Raw genomic sequence first — 16881 nt, forward strand, 5'->3', positions numbered from 1 at the left:
GTTCGATTAGGCCGGCGCCGGGATGCCGATGTCGTAGGCCGGCAGCGTGAAGGGGTTCCCGCTGGTCACGGGCTGCGAGGCGGAAAGCGAATAGGCGGCCAGCAGGCGGCTGTTCGCGCTGTCGACGACAGCCCAATGGGTCGCGGTGCCGGAGCCCGTGACGCTGCCGTCCGTGATGGCGGCCGACGTCACCTTGCGACCGCTGGGCGAGCGCGCGGCCGGCGAGCCGAAGGCAGCACCGGCCGAGAACGTCTTGTTGCCAAGCGCGTTCGTCGAGGTCGCGGCGGTGTAGGTTGCTGGCTCTGCCGAACAGATGAAGATCTTATCGGCCTCTGTGTCGATCACGTTCAAGCCGAGGTCGAGCACCCGGTCGTTGAGATAGGACATAGCCGTTCCTTTCAGAGGGTGGCGAGTTCGGCCGCACGTGCGAAGGCGGCGGTTTCTTCTTCGTGGAAGCTGTCTTCGATCCACTGGCCGTTCGGGAATTCCTCGGTCGGCACGGCAAGGCCGAAGACGTAGAAGCCCTTGACGGCGAGCCAGTCGAGATAGGCCATGGTCTTGCCCAGCACGATCGGTTGCCCGGCCGCGTCGAGAGCGCCGACCTGGTAGTGCGGCAGGGTGCGGTCATTCGACAGCAGCGCCTCGGTGGCCTTGCCCGTCTTGCGGGCCGGGCCGCGCTCAACGCGCACTTTTCCATCGATCTCGGAGAGATCGTCATTCAGCTTGACGATATTCATGGTCGTTCCTTGAGGGTTAGGCAGGGACTTTCAGCCAGATCGCATTCTCGGACGCTGGGCCGGATGGATCTGAAGTGCTGACCGTGATCGACGGCACGCCGAGCGCCGCCAGGACTTGCGCGACCGTGGCGCCGTCGGCGCCGGCGGGGCCGGAAGGGGCGAACATCCAATAGGTGTTGTCGGTGGCCGAGGCCGGCGGCGTGTGGTTGAGGTTGCCATTGACCCGGCTGACAAAGGCTCGGCCCGAATAGGTGATGTAGTCGCCGATCGAGTAGTTGCCGACCGATGACCAGGCGCCTGCCGGATTGACGAACTGGATGTCGGTCTCGGAAGCGCGGCCGATCGCGACATAGCGCAGGGTTCGCGAATAGCTGCCCTTCGTCACGGTGATGCGATACGCCCCGCCGATCACATGCAGGGCAGCAAAGCCCTCGCTGTCGGCGAGAAACGGATTGCCCAGGGCCACGGTGCCGGCTCGGTCTGAATAGAGCGATGCGAGCGGTGCACCGGCCTGCTCGCGGCGCACCTCGATCGAGGCGCCGGGTAGGACATTGCCGGCCGCATCGGTGACAGTGAACTGGTGTCGAGCAAGCGCCATGTCAGTTGATCTCCGGGCCGCGTCGGTCGCCCGCGCCTGCCGTGAATGTCACGTAGCTGATGCCGTCGACGGCGTTGCCGGCTGCGCCAGGGATGGCGTCTGAATTGCCGGATGGCGCGCCGGGCTGGCCGGCATCGCCGCCGGCGCCGCCCTGGATGTTCCAAGTAGGATTGCCGGACGCCTTGATGGTCACGCCACCCGCGCCGGCCGCTTCGGGTGTACCTGCTACGGGTTGGGAGAAAGTCGTCTCGCCGCCGATGGTGGACATTTCGTAGATGGCGCCGCCGACATAGCCCCTGCCGCCACCGCCAGTCGCCCGGGTGCCAGCGAAGAGGCTGCCCGTACTGTAGCCGCCCCCGCCGCCTCCGAAGATCTCGCCTCCAGCAAACTCGACCTTGATGGGTGCTCGGGTGCGCAGCGCCGTGCCACCCGGCTCGGCGGGGATATTGGAGCTGCCCAAGCCCCACCTGCCGCCGTTGCCACCCTTGCCTTGGATCCGGCCATGGATGATCAGCTTCAGATCCACGCCCGGTGGCCAATTGCCCACCTCGATCGCCGGGAAGGCGACGTTGGTGGAGCCGACCTTCACGCCCGCCTCGATCACGAAGGTGACGACGTCTCCGGAGACGGGCGCCGGATAGAGCGTGTCGTGGATGGTCCGGAAATTCAGGTTTGTGGCATCGCCGTCGATGATGATGCGCCGGTCGCTCAGGTCGTCATCGTCGAAGTTCACGAACAGCATCTCTTCCGCCTCGATACTGAACTTGTCGACGTCGGGATTGAGGCGCGTCACCTGAATCGGCACGGTAACCATGGCGCCGGTCTCATCCTGGAAGGCCTGGGAGCCAATTCGATAGCCGCCACCCTGACGCACGGTCTGATCACCAGGCACCCGGAACAGGGAAAAGCCGAGCTTGCGCGGTGGGTCGCGGAAGCGGCCAAGCTGGATGTTGTTCAGGCGTAGCGCCACGGTCCGTCCGAAGGCAGGAATCCAGCGCGAGAAGATCTTCTTGATCGCCGGAGCGCCATAGTCCGTCTGGGCCTGAAGATCGACGGTCAACGCGGTGGAGCGATAATTGTCCGGCTCTTCCACGCCCTGCAGAGGATTGCGCTGGCCGAAGTAGGTCCACACCTGCGAGATCCGTTTACTGGGCTGCTCCTGCACCGACAACGTGCCCTGCAGGATCGTCCCGGCATCGAACACCTGTGCGTCAGTGGAAATCTGGCGCAGCACCTGCAGGCGAATTTGCTGCTGAATATCCGACCACCAGATGGCCAGACCCGCCTGTTCGATCAGCTCCGAACAGAGGTCACCGACCGAGGTGGGTTCGGCGATGACGCCGGTGTACAGCCGCCTATTAAAGGCCTGTGTCTCTGTCAGCCATGCAGTGATCGGGATGAACTCGGAAGGAACCTCGGCGTAGTTTTGCAGAAGGTTGGCGATGATATTGGCCGGGTCTTGCGCCACATAGCGCAAGACAAGCTGGGCGCGGTCCTGTGCGTCGTGCGCTGCTGCCGTCGTGCCGTATTGAGCCCGCGTCAGCGTCAGCGTGTCGGCCGAGCGCGTGAAACCACAGATCTCCTTGCCGCCTATCGCCACATAGCCAGACGCCGGATATTCAGCGTTGCCAACCCCGGAAGGCGAAAGCGTCGCCGTGGTCGCTACGGCTGTGATGCCGGAGACGAGAAAGCCGTTCGAAAGCTTCGGAGCCTGGGCTCGGTCGCCGTCGGCGAGCTTCAGGACGTCTTTTGCCGTCAGGGTATAGATGCCGTCCGGAGTCGGGCCGGTGAAGCTTTCGAGGATGTAGTGGCGCGTCTCCATGTCGGCGAGCGCTTGGCCGACGACGCCGCGGATCAGCCGGATGGCGCGACCGCGCAGATAGGGATGGCGCGCGCGGAACTTGCCCCAGAAGGTGCCGCGCGCGAAGGCGTCATAGCCGCGCTCGGCCAGATACTTGTCGAAGCCTGGCGCGGCATCGGACCAACGGTGATCGCCGAAAGACACTGTCAGCGTCGCACGCTGGCCCAGATCCTCGCCAAGCGAAACCGTGCCGGGCGTGAAGGAAACGCCATTGATCGACGGGATCGCCTCGATGTCGCGCGGCAGGTAGTCAGCCGGCTGGGCGAAGCGCAGCGTGATCGGTGCGTTGACGAACTTGGTGCGCACCTGGCACGTCTTCAGCGTGTTCATGCACTTGCGCGGTCCCGTCGCCGGGATCGAGGCGGTGCAGGCGCCGACGCCATAGTTCAAGCTGCAGTAGTCGAGATCGATCTCGACATAGGTCAGCGCTTTCAAGCGCGCAGCTCCGAGCCGGAGATCTCGACCTTTGCCTCAACGCCCGCGACGAACGCCGCGAGCCGGATGATCTGGGCACTGAGACGCAACCGAAAGGACCACCCCCGGGGAAAGACCACCCGCAGCTTCACATCGCAGAGCGGCTTGAAGGGGATCTCGTGAGTGGTCGTCATAGCGAAACACCTCCCATGGAAAGGCTGATCTGCATCATGCCGTTGGAGCGCTGATTGCTGGGCTTGGGGTTGTTCGTCATCCACGCGAAGCCGGTCTCGCGCGGGTAGGACGCCGGCCGCCAGGCGAAGAAGAAGGGCACTTCCTTGCTGGCGACGATGAACGGATCCATCTGGGCCCGGTACCAGCTGGGCGTCATGTTCTGCAGGTCGACCGAGGTCTCGAGCGATTCCCCGAGAACGATCCGGCCGAGAAAATCGCCGCTCTCGCTGATGCCGGTTGTGATCCGGCTTTCGCGGCCGAATGGGATAGGCGTGTGGCCGACATAGATCCGGCGCTGCAGCACCAGTAGCTTGCCGACATACAGCACCGCGGCCCGCGGGATGACGGCGCCGGGCTGCATGCGCAGGCGGATCTGGAACAGGGCCTGCGGCACAAAGCGGAACAGTAACGGGCTGTCGTCGGCCGGCAGTATCTCGCTGGCCAGTTCAGCCCATGAGCCACCCTCGACGGCCATCCCCTCGACCGAGACGACGACCGCGCCGCTGCCGAAGTTGTGACGCGCGACGGCGAGGTAATCGATGAACTCGTCGGTTCCAACAGTGACGGTCAGGTATTGCTCGGCCGTATTGGAACCGCGCCAGGACTGCGCCTGGGCGGTCGAAGGGTTGGCGAGGTTCAGGACAGGATAGGCGGCAGCCGACCCGCTCGCGGCAAGATTGCCGATCGTCACCAGATTGTGCCAGCCGACGACGGGATTGTTCGCATTGACGCCACCGCCCGACGAAAGGACGACGCTCGGGGAAATGACGATCATGCGAGCACGACCTTGCCACCATCGGACTGATAGTCGATCAGCTTCTGCGCCAGGTCGCGGACCGCGTCACCGCTGAAGAGCTGGCTACTGCTGATGCCCTGCACGTACAGCGTCGAGGTCGAGCCCCCCTGCGTGTCGCCGCCGGCGGGTGTTGCCGGCGCTGATGCGCCGGTACTGCTGACAGTCGCTTTAGACCCGCCGCCGTCCTTATTGGTGCGAGCAATCGCCGCGAGCTGGGCAGCGCCCGCCGCGGCAACAGATGCGGCCGCCGCGAAACCCCATGGGGTAGCGCCGAAGTGAGCAAAGGTAGTCATGACCGCTTGAGCGGTCGATATGATGGTCTGCGCGTAGGCTGCGGCTTTCGATTCCCCGAACAGGGACCCCAAAATGGAACTCACGCTGTCTGCCATCACGCCGATCGCGTCCATTCTGGCCTGAGCGTTCCTTGCAGCTTCCTCGGCGGTCTGTTTGTCGATGGCCCGCATCTGAGCGGCGTGGTCCGACTCGACCGCTAACGCCATCTCGGCATAGGCCTGCTTCGAGATGAGACCTTGATCGAGGAAGTCGTTCAGGTCAGTCATGCGCTCGGCGTAACTGTTCTGTTCGGCTTCGCGCTCGGTCAGTAGAGATGCCTGCAGCTGCTCAAGACGCTGCTGCATTCGTTCCTGCTCTCTCTCCGCATCGCTCTTGCCGCCCTTGTCGCCGCCCGGAGGAAGGGTGGTGGGCTTCTCAGCCCCAAGCCAGTCCTCCGCGCCATTCCAGCGGAAACTGTCGCGATTGTTCATGCCGGATAGGATCGCTGCCTTAGCGCCGGCCTTCGGGTCGCCTGCCGCAGCGCCGATCATCGCACCGGGAGACATCGCCTCGCCGGCCTGTTCCTTTCGAAACTGGTCCATAGCCCCGCCGACCTGCTGGATCCGATCGACAAGGTCATCCAGCCACGTCACCGATTTCAGCACCGCTGATTTGACGGTGGTCTCCATCGTTGTCGCGAAGGCTTCCCACTTGTCGTCGAGCTCGGCGACCCGCTGCAGCGTGTCATCATCGATCACCGTACCAAGACGGCGGGCGGCACTGGCGGCCTGTTCGATCCCCGACGCCCCATCGCGGAACACGTTGGCAAGATCAGCACCCGAGCGTCCGAAGGCCACAGTGGTGATCCTAGCGCGTTCCTGTTCAGAGCCCGCTCGCCGGATCAGTTCTGCATAGTCTCGGATAAGGTCTGATGCCGGCCGTATCTGGCCACCCTGATCCCGAAGAGCGACGTTGTTAGCCTGGAGGACCTTCAGCAGTTCGCCTTGGCCCTGCGATGCTTGCCCGAGGTTCTTGGCGAAGACGCCGAGCGCCTTGTCCATATCTTCGAGCGAAGCGCCGCCTTGGTTGGCAGCGAAGTGCAGCTCCTGCAGCGCGGTCGTCGTGAGCCCGACCTTGTTGGCGGTGTCAACCAATCCGGCCCCGGATGCGACGATCGAACGAACGGCCGTCGGGATCTGCTCCAGCATTTGCATGACGGCACCGCCGGCCAAGCCGCCAAGGAAGCCGGCCGCGATTCCCTTCGCGAGCCCCGAAGTCAGACCCGAAAGCTTGGAGTTCATGGCCGAAAACCGGCTCTCGATCTGACCCGCAGCTCGGTTCGTGGCGCCGGCCGCCCGGCCCAGGCCCTGCTCGAACGCGGCGGTATCCGCACTCAGCGAGACGCGGAGTGCGCCAATCTCTGCACTTGCCATGTGATAGGGTTTCCCGCGAGACTAACCGACACGCCGAGCGTGATGGGGGATGGATTGCAGAAGGGCGAAATATTGGCGCTGATCGCCGGCCTAGGTGTGCTGAGCCTGCCTTGGGCGTTGATCTATTCGCCGCAGTTTCTCGGCATTGGGGCGGTCGGGCTGTTGTCCCTCTTGAGCATAGGGACCTTGTTCGTCGGCCAGACGGCCTCGTTCATCCTTATCGCCGCAGTGCTAGCGGTGGGGGCATTTTTACTCGGAGGCCTGATCGCGATCCACAGAGCGATCGAGCAACGCTACCCGCTGCCGGAGCGCCCGCGCCGTAACCCCTATGCTCAAGACTGAGCCTCTTCGCCGTAGGCGTCCTGGTAGATCTCGTCGACTTCATACTCGGACATCCGACCATACATCTGGACTGGCTTCTTAGCGTCCAAGATCCAGTAGAACTCGGCTGGCGTTAGGCCCCAGAATTCGCTTGGGGCCATTCCCCATCCGCCGACTGCGATGGCATAGGCTGGCTTCAGGAAGCCGCCGCGGTCGGCGCTACGGCGTTTCCCTGGGGGGCGTCCTTCTTTTCCGCAGAATCGGGCGGGAGCATCATCTGAAGCAGGCCCGCGAGAGCCGCGTTGACGATCGCGGCGGTGTTATCCTTGAACAGGCCCTGGTAGACCTGTTCGTCCGTAATCTGGACGCCGGCGTACCGGAGCACCGCGGCATATGCAGAGGCAATGGCGGCGAACTTCACCCTCCCCTGCCGGCTCATCTGAATGATCTCGGTCAGCGTAATCACGTCTTCGATGCGGGCAATGGCGCCCATCACCTTGTTGGCCGGGATCACGTAGTCCGTGCCCTGCCAGTTCAGCTGGATGTCGTCGAAGACGCCCATTATGCCGGCACCTTCGCGCCCGAGTTCTGGATCGCCAGCCGCAGGTTCGAGGCCGTCGACGCCACACCGAGCACGACGGCAACTTCGCCGACACCGAGATCCGCAGCTGGCGCGATGCCGCCCGCGGCGCTGTCGAGGACATAGATCGTGCCGATGGCCAGGGTGGCGCCGAGGTTGATGTCGCCGCTCTTCTGGATCGTCAGCGGCTGGTTCGGCGCGGCCGCATGCAGAGCAATGCCGTCGGCGCTGTTCGCCGCGGCGGGCGCGGAATCGGCATCGGCCAGAAGGAACTTGCGGGTGGCAGGATCGCGATAGACGGCTTGGCCCGCGGTGACAGCTACGCCGGCCACTCCGGTTTCCTTTACGGCGTTGGATCCGGCCACGACATTCGCGGCGGTGATGGTGAGTGCAGCCATGTTCGTTGCTCCTACGGCGCGGGCGTGAAGGTGACGACGCCGGTGGACTGCAGCGTGCCCTCGAACGTCTGGGCGTCTTTGTAAGGCGCGGTGTCGCTCGTGCTGGCGAGATGGAACGTCCCCGCCAGGATCGCGCCGTTCGGATAGGTGAGCGTCACCGGCTTCTGCACCGTGCCAGCGAACATGTCGGCCAGGAACGTCTGGCTCTTCGTGACGCCAGAGACCGAGATATCGACCGATCGCTCACCCGCTTCGTCGAGCAGGGTGCGCCAGCCATTATCGTCGTCGCTGGTGATGTCGATCGGCTCGCCGTTGACGGAGATGCCTTTCTCGCGAACACCCGGGACGGCCATGCCGCCCCAGGTTAAGACGACCTTGCGGCCGATGTTTGCAGCCATGGTTACGGCTCCTTGCTTGTGAACGAGAGCAGATAATCGAGGGAACGGCGGAAGAACTGCACGCCGCCTGGTCCGGTCTCCGGCGGGAAGTCGCGGACGGCGTCGAGGAAGACGCCCTGAAACTCGACGCCATTGAAGGTCATCGCGACGGGCAAGGCGTCAGTCACCGCCTTGGCGACGGCTTTTGCCAAAGTGCTGCCGTTCGAGCCCGGGGCGTGCGCGGCCCAGCAATCGATTTGCACGCGCGCCGTACTGAGTCCGGCCAGCCCCTCATCGGAATATTCCGGGGCGCTGTCGATCAGGTTCAGCACTACGGCGGGAAGCGCGTCGCCTTGCGGGCGTTCGTCCCAGGTGATGCGAAGAGCGACGAGATCCGTCAGCGGCGTGGAGGCCAGGAGGTGGGCGGTCAGCGCCTCTTCCATGATCAGCCCCCCTTCGCCGCGAGCTTGGCCTTGCGCTTGGCAACGCGTTTCGCGGCCTTCATGATTTCGCCGCCGAGATCGCCCTTGATGATGTCGAGCGCTTCGTCTTTGTGCGCGTCCCAGGCGGGGCGCATATAGGGATGAGGGCGATTATTGACCGAGCCGAATTCCTGCAGATGCGCGTGCGGTTGCCGGCCGGGACCGACATACATCTCGGCAAAGGACCCTTCGCCTTTCGCAGCGCGGCGCGCGTCGCGCATAGCGCCGACGGCGGCTTCCTTGCCCAGCCCGGCCTCCATGGCCGCAGCGAATTCTTTTTGACCCGCCTTGGTCCCGAGCTTCGGCGACACGACGATGCTGTCCCGGAGCTTGCCGGATTTGACCGGCGCCAGCTGTCGAGCCTTGTCGGCGATCGGCTCGCCAGCTTTCTTCAGCACGCGGCGGAGGGTGTTGCGCGCCACCGCCTTCGGCAGATCACTGAGCGCTGCTTCCAACTCGCGTAAGCCCTCGACCTTGACGGTGGTCTTCGCCATCAGTCCGCCCGCGCTGTTGCGGAAATCTCAAGGCCTTCGCGGCGTCCGATTTCCTTGACGCCGACGATGTCGAAGACCCTGCCGCCGTAGTTGATGCGGTCCTTCGGGTTGACGTCGGCAACATCGGTAGACCAGCGGATCTGGAACCTCGTCTCGATCGATGCACCGTTCTCTTTCGCGGCGAATTTTTCGCTGTCGCGGACGTCGGTCTTTGACGCCCAGACCGTCGCAAGCGGTGACCAGGCTTCAACCGGATTGTTGAGAGCGTCGCGCGCCGACACATACCGCTCTATGGTGATGCGGCGGTCGAGGGGGCCTGTCGCCATGCTCATGCCGACCACGCTCGATACGGCGAGAGCAACGCGAGAACGGCGCCGGCCGTCAGCGCTTCATCCACGGACGCGCCGCGATTCTGGAACAGGTAGTCTACGGTCAGCAGCACGGCGGCTCGCACTGCGGCCGGCACTTTGCCCTCGGCATAGCCGGCGTCATAGGTCACCCGCACGGCCTCAGCGTTGGAATAGAGCGCCGGCCAGGATCCGCTGGCTGTCAGCGCGACACGCCCGTCGGAGAGCTTTCCCCATCCCGTGCCGGGCATAGTCTGCTCGGTGCCGGACGTGTCGAGATACTTGATCGATCCAACTTCGATCACCGGTCCATACGGCAACGCGATGAAGTCGCAGTCGAAGCGGCTGAACCTCGCCTCGAGCGTCTGTTTGCCGAACGAGCGGCCGACCCATCCGTTCGGGCCGTCGATCCACTCGCACGCCGCCGAGATCAGGCCCTGGATAAGGATATCCTCGTCCGATGAATCGACGCGCAGATGCTGCTTGGCGTCGGCCAGCGTAACGATTGCCTCCGCACCCGGTGGCGTGACGACGGTGACGTGCATTTAGCTGGCCTTCGTCCCGCGAGCGCGGGGTGCCGAGATGATTGCCGGGGCGGCTTGCGGCGCGTCGTCCGTGCCATCCGTCTTGTCAGCGGGCGGTGCCTCAGCCTTGTTCTTCGGCGCAGCTTTAACCTTGACCTCATGCACGAGCCCGCGCTGCAGCAGCAGCGCGGCCGTGCCCTCGTCGGTCTCGAATTCCTCGCCAGGCAACAGGTTCTCGGCCTTGACCGAGCTGATGTGGATGGTGTCAATCGCAATCAGTTTCATGGCCATCTCCTTGCCGCGCGGTCCTTCAGGTAGGGCCGCCTGGAAAAGAGCCCCCAGCCGAAGCCGGGGGCCTGATCATGGTGCCAGCGACTAGCTGGTGAGGTCGGTGATGGCCGTCGAGAACGTGCCCTTGATGAAGGCTTCCGGACGATAAACGGCGAGCGCCAGACGCTCCTCGGCGAGGATGGTCACGAGGTTCTTCCGGAAGTTGTCGCTGTCTTCCGTCGACACTTCGACCCGTGCGTCCTCGCGATCGAAGATCTGGGCTCCCAGCTGGAACGCGCCAGTCAGGAAGGCACCGGAGGTCATCGCCTGGGTTGCCACCACCGGCAGGCCCCAGAGCTGCGGCTGGGCCGTCTGCTGCGGGTTGCCGATGATGTAGCGACCCTGGCTATCCTTCGTGGTCTCGATGTTGGCCCAGTCGATCGGGTTCAACACGATGCCGGTGGAAGGAAGTTCAGCCAGCGCGCCTTGCAGCATGGCATAGCGGATGACGTCCAGCTTCTGCGGGCTGGCGACCACCGAGGTGCCGGCCGCGAAGGCCGTCGCCTGGGTATAGATGCCGTTCAGGTCCGTGCCGGTGCCACCGCCATTCAGCAGCTGGTTCTCTTCGACGAAGGCCAGGCCATAGCGCAGGCGGCCGTCGATGTAGGACTGCAGCATCGGGGCGTCGTCGAGGATCTGGCGGGTTGCCAGCACCCAGTGCGCGATCGTGGTGACCGAGGTCGTCACGATATCGAACTTGATCTCGGACTGGGGCTTGGTCGGGCCGGTCGTTTCCGACACGGTCGCGGCCGAGTTGGTGAATCCGGTCTCCTTCGGGTACTGGATCGACGACTGGCTGGTGCGCCCGGGCGTCAGAAGATCGCGCACCGTCATGCGACGAACAACCGGAGCGACGAGATCCGCCCGCATCGGCACCAGCAGATCACCGGCCGAGCCGTTTGCGTCCGTGATCAGCGACGAGATGATAGCCTTCACCTCGACGCCGACACGGCGCCCGGCCTGAGGGTTGGCCATGAACGCCTTCACGGCTTCGTTCTCGATGACCTGGTAGCCGGCAGACTTGGTACGCTGGGGCTGGTCGCCGCGGCGAGACATCTTCTGCTCGATCTCGGTCATCCGCGCCGAGATTTCGTTGTGCTTCAGCAGCGCCTCGTCGGCCTTCTGCTTGGTTTCCGCCGTCGCGTCGCCGAGGTTCTTGATCTCGGTGTCGTGCTTTTCGGCGATGGTCTTGACGCCCTCGGCCGCGCTCTTCAGTTCGCGGGCAAGGGTCTCGAGTTCTTTCGTGTCCGACATGGAATGTGTCCTTGTTTTGTCGGGCTATCGGAAGCTGGCGGCGGCAGCGCGGAGCGCGAGCAGCACGTCGGCAGGCGGGGCGCCCTCGGACTCACTCCGAATGGCCTTTGCATAGCCGTGCGAGGCAATTGCCGTTCGCAGGGCCTTCGGCACGCCTAGATCACCCAGGACGTCCTCGAATTCTTTGATGGTCGGTGGCTCGCCGCTGCGCAGCCGGCGCGCGAAATCTTCAGCGCGCACGCTCTTCACGTCCGTGATCAGGGCGTCGCGCTTGGCGGGGAAATTGACTGGCGAGACCTCCCAGAGATCGACCGTCTCCAGGAACTCCACGCCAGGCATCTTCGGGTCGGTCTTGACTGCGATGGTCTCGTATCCGATCGACAGGCCGCGCAATCCGTTGCGCTTCATGGCGCGGTGCACGCGCGACCCGATCGGGTCATCGAGATCCACCTGGCCCTTCGCAAGAAGGCCGTGACCGTCTTCGACCATGTCGATCCAGACGCCAATCGGCAGTTCGGTCGACTTATGGTTCCACAGCATTAAGGGCATCGTGCCCTCTGACTTGTGCTTCGCCAGCGACAAGGCGAACGCGCCAGGCATGACGATGTCGCCGTAGCTGTCGGGCTCACCGCCGAAGACGCTGGCGTATCCTTCAAACAGGCCGTCTTCCGCCACGTCCTTGACGTGGAGGGCAAAGTCTTTTGTCTTCATGGTGGCTCCTAGATCGGCTCGCCGGGGGCGGGCTGAACGGCTCGCGGCGGCACCTGGCCCAGCTTGTCGAGCGTTGTCAGGTTGGACTGCACGGTGAGTTCCGTGGCGCCGCGCCTCGACAGGTTGAGCTTCGCGCGGCCCTCGTCACGATCCATCAATCCGTTCTGGACCATCTGCGAAAGGAACGAGGCCTTGGCGGCACTATCGGCCTCCATGAGGGCTTCGCGGTTGTACTCGGCGTAGAACTTCTTGCGTTCGGCCGGGCTGAGAAGCTGCTTGGCAACGGCCTGTTCGATGCCCTTCAGGAATGGGTTAAGGTCGAGAGTGAGCCAGCCCAGCATGATCTGCTCGACACCGGAGCCCCACATCGTTTGACCGTTGCCGGCATGGCCGACCAGGATGGGCGGCACATCGAACCAGCGGCAGATCTCTTCGACATTGAAGCCCCGCGATTCCAGCAACTGCGCATCTGCGGGACGCATGTTGAACGGTGAGAAATCCATGCCAGGATCGAGCGGCATGACCTTGCCGGCACTGGACGAGCCGGCGAACTTGGCGAACAGGTCGACGATTTCGTTCCGCTGGGTCGCAGTGACCTTCGTGCCGGTCGCCATTTTCACGAAACCGGAGACCTGCAGCCCGTTCGCGAAGGTCTTTGAAGCCGTCTCATCCGCCGCGATCGAAAGGCCGAGCGAATGGCATCCGTAAGCGACGGCCGACAATCCTAGATCACCGCCGAGGGTGAACCCCCGTAGGTGCAGGATCTGGTCTTCGGTGAAGCGCTCTTCGCCGCTCCTGCCGCTGTAGCGATAGGCCCGGGCCCCGTTGCTGTCCCGATAAACAGTGACCAGCTCTGGCCGAAGGGGAACTAGCGCTGTGATCCTTTGACCGATCCGGTCGATGCGGGCGTAGGCGTTGCCCCAGAGATCCATGCAGGCAACCTGGCCGCCCCAGAACTCGGCCGCCGACTGCTCTGCATTCGGGCTGTCGTGAACGAGCTCGTAGAGCCAGTGATCCTTGGCGGTCCGAATACCGCCATCAGCCAGGCGCTCATGAACCACGAGCGGCAGCGAGCCAAGAACGCGCGACCTCAGTCGCACGCACTTCCATGCGGTCGAAAGCTGCAGCGTCGTTTCAGCCGTGACGTCCTTGCCGGCATGGCTGCCGCCTCCGATGAACCAGCTTTTGGTATCCGTGAGCTTCACGGAGCGCCGGCCGAAAATGCCACCAAGAATGCTCATGTGTACATCGCCGCCTGCGAGAGGAAGTCAGTCAAATCCACGCCTTCCTCCTCGGCCCCAGCGGCCGCACCGACCGCCATGCAGAGAGCAACAGCGGCATCGATTTTGTTGAGGGACCGGGTCTTTGCGAGCCAGTGATTGTCCCACTTGTCGCTGTCGGTGACCGCCGACATCATGGCTGAGATCAAGACGGGGTTGCCCTTGAGACGCAGCCGTCGCTCCAGAAGCGCATCCTCGAGGAGCCGAAGAGAGCCCGGCATCCAAAGGCCTTCGCCCCCGGCGACAAGGGGCTTGCCCTTCTTCGTGCCGCCCTGGGGATGCTCAACAAACGTGACCGTCAGGCCAAGCTCGTCCACGTCTTCCTCGAACCGGCGGAAGGCGTAGCGGTCGTAAGCGACCAGCTGGATGTCAAAGTCTCGGTCGTATTCCGCGAGCGTCTGGGCAACGTGTCGGAAGCTGATGTTCTCGCCCTTCGGCGCATGGATATGCCCTTCGCGCTGCCATACGGCGTAAGGCAGTTTGTCCCGAAGACTGCGAGCCGCCAGCGTGTCGCCGGGCGTCCATGCCTCAATCCAGCCGTCGAACAGCGGCTTGCCGTCGCCCGTCTCGCCAGTTTTCACGACCGCGCCGAGCGCTGTGATGTCGCGGTTTTGCGATAGATCCAGCCCCAGCCAGATCGGCTTGCCGTGGTGTTCGGCCGGATCGAACTGACAGATCGCAGGCTCGAGAGTTGCCCGCGTCATCCATGCTGTTTCGGCGTCGGTCCACACGCAGAAATGAAGCCGGAGGATGCCGTTCAGCTTTCCCGGCATGGCCTTGGCCTGCGCGACTACGCCGGCAAGGTATTCCTCGGTGATCGTCACGCCGAGCAGCGGGTTCGCTTTCACCCAGCAGCTCGGATCATTAAGTGGATCGTCGCCCTCGTCGACGGAACAGACGAAGGAAAATGTCGTGTCGTCGATAGGCTCGCCGATGAAGGTCGGATCGGTGACCGCATCGACGTGGCCGGCGGCAACCTTGATCGCGTGCTCGTGCTCTTCCCAGGCGACAGAGTTTCGATCAGAGCCGCTGTTCGTGATCATCAGCAGCAGCGGCTGGCGACGAAATTTAAAGCCGCGCTCGACCATCTCCATGGCGGCGCGATCGGCCAGTTCGTGCACTTCGTCAGCCAGGCCGAAGTGAGGGCGCGGCCCCGAACCCGTCCGGCCGGCATCCCGGCTCAAGGGGCGCATGAAGCTGCCGGTCTTGAGCCACGCAATGTTGTATTCCCTGCCCTCGCCACCGCTGAACGTCAGCCGCTTCGCAAGGTCAGGTGATTGCTTGACCATCTTCACGGCGTCGCGAAACAGGACCATGGCCTGGTCGCGGTGCGAGGCAACAGGATAGATCTCCGCGCCGGCCTCGCCGTCGGCCGTCATGCCGTAGAGCCCGATGCCGGCCGCCGTCGGAGACTTGCCGTTGCCCTTGGCTTCCTCGATATAGGCGCGCCTGAATCGACGTGTTCCGTCGGCACGCTTCCAGCCGAAGATGCTGCCGATCTTGAAGGCCTGCGACGGGTGCAGCAGGAAGGGGCGCCCTTCGAACTGGCCGCCGTTCAGTTGCAGCTTGGTCTCGAAGAACCGGATGACCTTGGCCGCATCCGCTTCGTCATAGCGCAGGCCGCGCTGGTGACCGTCCTGCAGATCCTTGAGATGTCGCCGGCAGGCATTGCGAACGTGCGGTCCGGCGATCGTTCGGCCTTCGACGACGTCCTTCGCATACTGTGTCGCGCGGTCAGGAGTCGCCGAAGAACTCGTCCGGCTCGTCTTTGCTGCCATCGTCGGATCGGTTCCGCTCGTCTGTCAGCCCGAGCTCGCTCATATAGGCGCGCAGCTGGCCGTGCTTGGATGCTGGGAAGGCTTTGGGAATGTCCCGGAACTCCTGCCAGAGCTCACAGAAGGCGATCGCCAAGGCTTCTCGGGATCCATCCAGCCAGCCTGCAGGTTCGATGAACCGCTTCCACGCCCACGCCGCTTGCCCCTTCAGATAGCTGGGGCGCTGAGGCTTCCCGAAGCTCGCCGCCGCGGCATCGATCGTGTCGCGAGCGTCCTCGGCCTTGCCGTGTCGGGTAGTTCGATGCGTGCCGTCGACGATCCGAAGATGAGCGCCCTTCGGCTTCGCGCCTCGGGTGGCCATATTGCTCGCTCCAGGCAGTTAATTTGGCTTTGCGGAGAGTTCCTGGCCCCACCGGTCCGGAACCAAGAGGTTTTTGACTTTTGACCCGCCCCCCGGGTGTCATCACTTCTTCGGGGCGGGTGGAGGGGTGGCGGGTATCCATGGCCCTGCTACCTTGGCCCATGCATTGCGGGCCTCATGCTCTGGCCAGTCTGGGTCACGGACGAGCGGGCCTGCTACACCGCAGCGGCAGCGCATCTGTGCGCCACGAAAGAAGTTGATCTTGAACTCAGGCTGCCTACCGCAGTTCGGGCAGCCAGCGAGAGAGACAAACGGACGGTAGTTCATCTGCTTCAGCCGCGCTGGCTGAGACGAGTGGAACGATACTGGCGCAGATCACGGCATAGGCTGGCCAACGCGATGATCAATAGCACCAGCGCCACCGACCAAGAGGCAGGCTGCCCTGCATAGTGCTTGATGACGTCGAGGCTTGCCCATATGGCGAGGCTGAGAGATGTGAGAGCCGTAAAGCGCAGCAGCGTGGCAACTATGGCCATCGCGTTCTCCTGTCCTATGGGGGAAGGCTAGACCGGCCAGCCGTCGTCGCCACAGGCTTGGCGCGGGCTACCGCCCTGTTCGATTGCCTGCTTGTCCCGGTCGTGGTGCGGCTGGCACAGGGACTGCCAGTTGGTCGTGTCCCAGAACAGGGTCTGGTTTCCCTTATGCGGAATGATGTGGTCGACCACCTTGGCCGCTGTGACGAGGCCCTGCTTGATGCACATGACGCAGAGCGGGTGGTGCATCAGATAGGTGGCGCGGGCCTTGTCCCAGCGGTGGGTATAGCCGCGCTCGCGGGCCGATGGTCTGGGCATTAGATACTGACCCTACCTGTGCTGAGGTGGACAACCGCAGCTCACTTCCCGGAGGCCCCAGGGTTGCTGGACTTCGACCCTGCCCCCCGGCATTGATAGCGGGGGGCTTAGGGACCAGATTCGATGCGACTGAAATTCCTCGCGAAACACCCGTTGATCGTTGACGCAGTCGCGGTTCCAGCGGGCACCTACGACGGTCGTGGAGCCTTGGTGTTTACTCCAGGAGAAGGCGGGACGGCCATCAATAGAGAGGAGTTCACGCTGCTACTGCCGGACCGGGAACTAGTCGTGACCGCCAACGTCAATGACGGCTCCCTGATACTCATCTAATCGCGTTCCAAGGATGGTTCGGGTCACGCGGTCGGCCGGCTACATCGTTGCCGATGACCTGCCCGCGCTCCTCTTCTCTTTGCTTCGTCGCGCTGTGGTGCGTAGTGCAGAGGCCCTGGT

At 63.8% G+C, this 16881-nt stretch carries 25 protein-coding genes; 2 read left to right on the forward strand and 23 right to left on the reverse strand.

Features of this window, described 5'->3' with window-relative positions:
• Positions 1 to 6: 6 nt before the first annotated feature.
• The 7 genes from ABIE08_RS14460 to ABIE08_RS14490 are packed head-to-tail and all read right to left on the reverse strand — an operon-like array spanning position 7 to position 6346.
• Positions 7 to 387 carry a hypothetical protein gene (locus tag ABIE08_RS14460; protein ID WP_354552089.1) on the reverse strand — a complete coding sequence of 127 codons (381 nt, stop codon included), beginning with the start codon at positions 385 to 387 and terminating at the stop codon, positions 7 to 9.
• Between the two features lie 11 nt (positions 388 to 398).
• On the reverse strand, positions 399 to 737 hold the full coding sequence (locus ABIE08_RS14465) for a hypothetical protein (protein WP_354552091.1): 339 nt from the start codon (positions 735 to 737) through the stop codon (positions 399 to 401).
• Between the two features lie 16 nt (positions 738 to 753).
• A complete protein-coding gene (locus tag ABIE08_RS14470) occupies positions 754 to 1335 on the reverse strand; it encodes a carboxypeptidase-like regulatory domain-containing protein (RefSeq protein ID WP_354552093.1) in 582 nt (193 codons plus the stop codon).
• Position 1336: 1 nt separating this feature from the next.
• Complete coding sequence (locus tag ABIE08_RS14475) at positions 1337 to 3631, reverse strand: hypothetical protein (RefSeq protein WP_354552095.1); 2295 nt, start codon at positions 3629 to 3631, stop codon at positions 1337 to 1339.
• Positions 3628 to 3804, reverse strand: a complete 177-nt coding sequence (locus ABIE08_RS14480; protein WP_354552097.1) for a hypothetical protein — start codon at positions 3802 to 3804, stop codon at positions 3628 to 3630. Before ABIE08_RS14480 ends, ABIE08_RS14475 begins: the two co-directional genes overlap by 4 nt.
• Complete coding sequence (locus tag ABIE08_RS14485; RefSeq protein ID WP_354552099.1) at positions 3801 to 4619, reverse strand: hypothetical protein; 819 nt, start codon at positions 4617 to 4619, stop codon at positions 3801 to 3803. The genes ABIE08_RS14480 and ABIE08_RS14485 overlap by 4 nt, the downstream gene beginning before the upstream one ends.
• Positions 4616 to 6346, reverse strand: a complete 1731-nt coding sequence (locus ABIE08_RS14490) for a hypothetical protein (protein ID WP_354552101.1) — start codon at positions 6344 to 6346, stop codon at positions 4616 to 4618. Before ABIE08_RS14490 ends, ABIE08_RS14485 begins: the two co-directional genes overlap by 4 nt.
• A 54-nt stretch (positions 6347 to 6400) precedes the next feature.
• Between ABIE08_RS14490 and ABIE08_RS14495 the strand changes: the two genes are divergently transcribed.
• The gene (locus ABIE08_RS14495; RefSeq protein ID WP_354552103.1) at positions 6401 to 6688 is read left to right on the forward strand and encodes a hypothetical protein; all 288 of its coding nucleotides are present in this window, start codon (positions 6401 to 6403) and stop codon (positions 6686 to 6688) included.
• On the opposite strand, the gene ABIE08_RS14500 is transcribed toward ABIE08_RS14495, so the two are convergent.
• From ABIE08_RS14500 to ABIE08_RS14575, 16 genes are all read right to left on the reverse strand, one after another.
• On the reverse strand, positions 6679 to 6867 hold the full coding sequence (locus ABIE08_RS14500; protein WP_354552796.1) for a phage tail assembly chaperone: 189 nt from the start codon (positions 6865 to 6867) through the stop codon (positions 6679 to 6681). The two genes, ABIE08_RS14495 and ABIE08_RS14500, sit on opposite strands and share 10 nt — an antisense overlap.
• Entirely contained in the window at positions 6864 to 7229 is a 366-nt protein-coding gene (locus ABIE08_RS14505) for a hypothetical protein (protein ID WP_354552105.1), read from the reverse strand. Before ABIE08_RS14505 ends, ABIE08_RS14500 begins: the two co-directional genes overlap by 4 nt.
• On the reverse strand, positions 7229 to 7645 hold the full coding sequence (locus ABIE08_RS14510) for a hypothetical protein (RefSeq protein WP_354552107.1): 417 nt from the start codon (positions 7643 to 7645) through the stop codon (positions 7229 to 7231). Before ABIE08_RS14510 ends, ABIE08_RS14505 begins: the two co-directional genes overlap by 1 nt.
• An 11-nt stretch (positions 7646 to 7656) precedes the next feature.
• Positions 7657 to 8043: a phage tail tube protein gene (locus ABIE08_RS14515; protein WP_354552109.1), complete on the reverse strand. Its 387-nt coding sequence runs from the start codon at positions 8041 to 8043 to the stop codon at positions 7657 to 7659.
• Positions 8044 to 8045: 2 nt separating this feature from the next.
• Positions 8046 to 8465: a DUF3168 domain-containing protein gene (locus ABIE08_RS14520; RefSeq protein ID WP_354552111.1), complete on the reverse strand. Its 420-nt coding sequence runs from the start codon at positions 8463 to 8465 to the stop codon at positions 8046 to 8048.
• A gap of 2 nt (positions 8466 to 8467) precedes the next feature.
• On the reverse strand, positions 8468 to 8998 hold the full coding sequence (locus ABIE08_RS14525; protein ID WP_354552113.1) for an HK97-gp10 family putative phage morphogenesis protein: 531 nt from the start codon (positions 8996 to 8998) through the stop codon (positions 8468 to 8470).
• Positions 8998 to 9330 (reverse strand): phage head closure protein, encoded by a 333-nt coding sequence (locus ABIE08_RS14530; protein WP_354552115.1) that lies wholly within the window; start codon positions 9328 to 9330, stop codon positions 8998 to 9000. The genes ABIE08_RS14525 and ABIE08_RS14530 overlap by 1 nt, the downstream gene beginning before the upstream one ends.
• A complete protein-coding gene (locus tag ABIE08_RS14535; protein ID WP_354552116.1) occupies positions 9327 to 9890 on the reverse strand; it encodes a head-tail connector protein in 564 nt (187 codons plus the stop codon). Before ABIE08_RS14535 ends, ABIE08_RS14530 begins: the two co-directional genes overlap by 4 nt.
• Positions 9891 to 10154, reverse strand: a complete 264-nt coding sequence (locus tag ABIE08_RS14540) for a hypothetical protein (protein WP_354552118.1) — start codon at positions 10152 to 10154, stop codon at positions 9891 to 9893.
• 90 nt (positions 10155 to 10244) lie between these two features.
• Positions 10245 to 11453, reverse strand: coding sequence for a phage major capsid protein (locus tag ABIE08_RS14545; RefSeq protein ID WP_354552120.1), 1209 nt, complete (start codon positions 11451 to 11453; stop codon positions 10245 to 10247).
• Between the two features lie 24 nt (positions 11454 to 11477).
• Positions 11478 to 12164 carry an HK97 family phage prohead protease gene (locus ABIE08_RS14550; RefSeq protein ID WP_354552122.1) on the reverse strand — a complete coding sequence of 229 codons (687 nt, stop codon included), beginning with the start codon at positions 12162 to 12164 and terminating at the stop codon, positions 11478 to 11480.
• A gap of 8 nt (positions 12165 to 12172) precedes the next feature.
• Positions 12173 to 13405: a phage portal protein gene (locus ABIE08_RS14555; RefSeq protein WP_354552124.1), complete on the reverse strand. Its 1233-nt coding sequence runs from the start codon at positions 13403 to 13405 to the stop codon at positions 12173 to 12175.
• Positions 13402 to 15222: a terminase large subunit gene (locus ABIE08_RS14560; protein ID WP_354552126.1), complete on the reverse strand. Its 1821-nt coding sequence runs from the start codon at positions 15220 to 15222 to the stop codon at positions 13402 to 13404. The genes ABIE08_RS14555 and ABIE08_RS14560 overlap by 4 nt, the downstream gene beginning before the upstream one ends.
• Positions 15179 to 15580: a hypothetical protein gene (locus ABIE08_RS14565; RefSeq protein ID WP_354552128.1), complete on the reverse strand. Its 402-nt coding sequence runs from the start codon at positions 15578 to 15580 to the stop codon at positions 15179 to 15181. The genes ABIE08_RS14560 and ABIE08_RS14565 overlap by 44 nt, the downstream gene beginning before the upstream one ends.
• Positions 15581 to 15912: 332 nt before the next feature.
• A complete protein-coding gene (locus tag ABIE08_RS14570; protein WP_354552129.1) occupies positions 15913 to 16116 on the reverse strand; it encodes a hypothetical protein in 204 nt (67 codons plus the stop codon).
• Positions 16117 to 16143: 27 nt separating this feature from the next.
• On the reverse strand, positions 16144 to 16431 hold the full coding sequence (locus ABIE08_RS14575; RefSeq protein WP_354552131.1) for an HNH endonuclease: 288 nt from the start codon (positions 16429 to 16431) through the stop codon (positions 16144 to 16146).
• A 123-nt stretch (positions 16432 to 16554) separates the two neighbouring features.
• On the opposite strand from ABIE08_RS14575, the gene ABIE08_RS14580 reads away from it, so the two are divergent.
• The gene (locus tag ABIE08_RS14580; RefSeq protein ID WP_354552133.1) at positions 16555 to 16761 is read left to right on the forward strand and encodes a hypothetical protein; all 207 of its coding nucleotides are present in this window, start codon (positions 16555 to 16557) and stop codon (positions 16759 to 16761) included.
• Positions 16762 to 16881: the final 120 nt, after the last annotated feature.

Source organism: Kaistia defluvii (genome assembly GCF_040548815.1).
Lineage (GTDB): Bacteria > Pseudomonadota > Alphaproteobacteria > Rhizobiales > Kaistiaceae > Kaistia > Kaistia defluvii_A.

Excerpts from the sequence above, each read along its gene's own strand:
- ABIE08_RS14460 (WP_354552089.1), bottom strand. The coding sequence starts at position 387 with ATGTCCTATCTCAACGACCGGGTGCTCGACCTCGGCTTGAACGTGATC.
- ABIE08_RS14530 (WP_354552115.1), bottom strand. The coding sequence starts at position 9,330 with ATGAGCATGGCGACAGGCCCCCTCGACCGCCGCATCACCATAGAGCGG.
- ABIE08_RS14555 (WP_354552124.1), bottom strand. The coding sequence starts at position 13,405 with ATGAGCATTCTTGGTGGCATTTTCGGCCGGCGCTCCGTGAAGCTCACG.
- ABIE08_RS14540 (WP_354552118.1), bottom strand. The coding sequence starts at position 10,154 with ATGAAACTGATTGCGATTGACACCATCCACATCAGCTCGGTCAAGGCC.
- ABIE08_RS14510 (WP_354552107.1), bottom strand. The coding sequence starts at position 7,645 with ATGGCTGCACTCACCATCACCGCCGCGAATGTCGTGGCCGGATCCAAC.
- ABIE08_RS14570 (WP_354552129.1), bottom strand. The coding sequence starts at position 16,116 with ATGGCCATAGTTGCCACGCTGCTGCGCTTTACGGCTCTCACATCTCTC.
- ABIE08_RS14490 (WP_354552101.1), bottom strand. The coding sequence starts at position 6,346 with ATGGCAAGTGCAGAGATTGGCGCACTCCGCGTCTCGCTGAGTGCGGAT.
- ABIE08_RS14515 (WP_354552109.1), bottom strand. The coding sequence starts at position 8,043 with ATGGCTGCAAACATCGGCCGCAAGGTCGTCTTAACCTGGGGCGGCATG.
- ABIE08_RS14485 (WP_354552099.1), bottom strand. The coding sequence starts at position 4,619 with ATGATCGTCATTTCCCCGAGCGTCGTCCTTTCGTCGGGCGGTGGCGTC.
- ABIE08_RS14580 (WP_354552133.1), top strand. The coding sequence starts at position 16,555 with ATGCGACTGAAATTCCTCGCGAAACACCCGTTGATCGTTGACGCAGTC.
- ABIE08_RS14520 (WP_354552111.1), bottom strand. The coding sequence starts at position 8,465 with ATGGAAGAGGCGCTGACCGCCCACCTCCTGGCCTCCACGCCGCTGACG.
- ABIE08_RS14535 (WP_354552116.1), bottom strand. The coding sequence starts at position 9,890 with ATGCACGTCACCGTCGTCACGCCACCGGGTGCGGAGGCAATCGTTACG.
- ABIE08_RS14545 (WP_354552120.1), bottom strand. The coding sequence starts at position 11,453 with ATGTCGGACACGAAAGAACTCGAGACCCTTGCCCGCGAACTGAAGAGC.
- ABIE08_RS14480 (WP_354552097.1), bottom strand. The coding sequence starts at position 3,804 with ATGACGACCACTCACGAGATCCCCTTCAAGCCGCTCTGCGATGTGAAG.
- ABIE08_RS14465 (WP_354552091.1), bottom strand. The coding sequence starts at position 737 with ATGAATATCGTCAAGCTGAATGACGATCTCTCCGAGATCGATGGAAAA.
- ABIE08_RS14565 (WP_354552128.1), bottom strand. The coding sequence starts at position 15,580 with ATGGCCACCCGAGGCGCGAAGCCGAAGGGCGCTCATCTTCGGATCGTC.
- ABIE08_RS14505 (WP_354552105.1), bottom strand. The coding sequence starts at position 7,229 with ATGGGCGTCTTCGACGACATCCAGCTGAACTGGCAGGGCACGGACTAC.
- ABIE08_RS14525 (WP_354552113.1), bottom strand. The coding sequence starts at position 8,998 with ATGGCGAAGACCACCGTCAAGGTCGAGGGCTTACGCGAGTTGGAAGCA.
- ABIE08_RS14550 (WP_354552122.1), bottom strand. The coding sequence starts at position 12,164 with ATGAAGACAAAAGACTTTGCCCTCCACGTCAAGGACGTGGCGGAAGAC.
- ABIE08_RS14575 (WP_354552131.1), bottom strand. The coding sequence starts at position 16,431 with ATGCCCAGACCATCGGCCCGCGAGCGCGGCTATACCCACCGCTGGGAC.
- ABIE08_RS14470 (WP_354552093.1), bottom strand. The coding sequence starts at position 1,335 with ATGGCGCTTGCTCGACACCAGTTCACTGTCACCGATGCGGCCGGCAAT.
- ABIE08_RS14560 (WP_354552126.1), bottom strand. The coding sequence starts at position 15,222 with ATGGCAGCAAAGACGAGCCGGACGAGTTCTTCGGCGACTCCTGACCGC.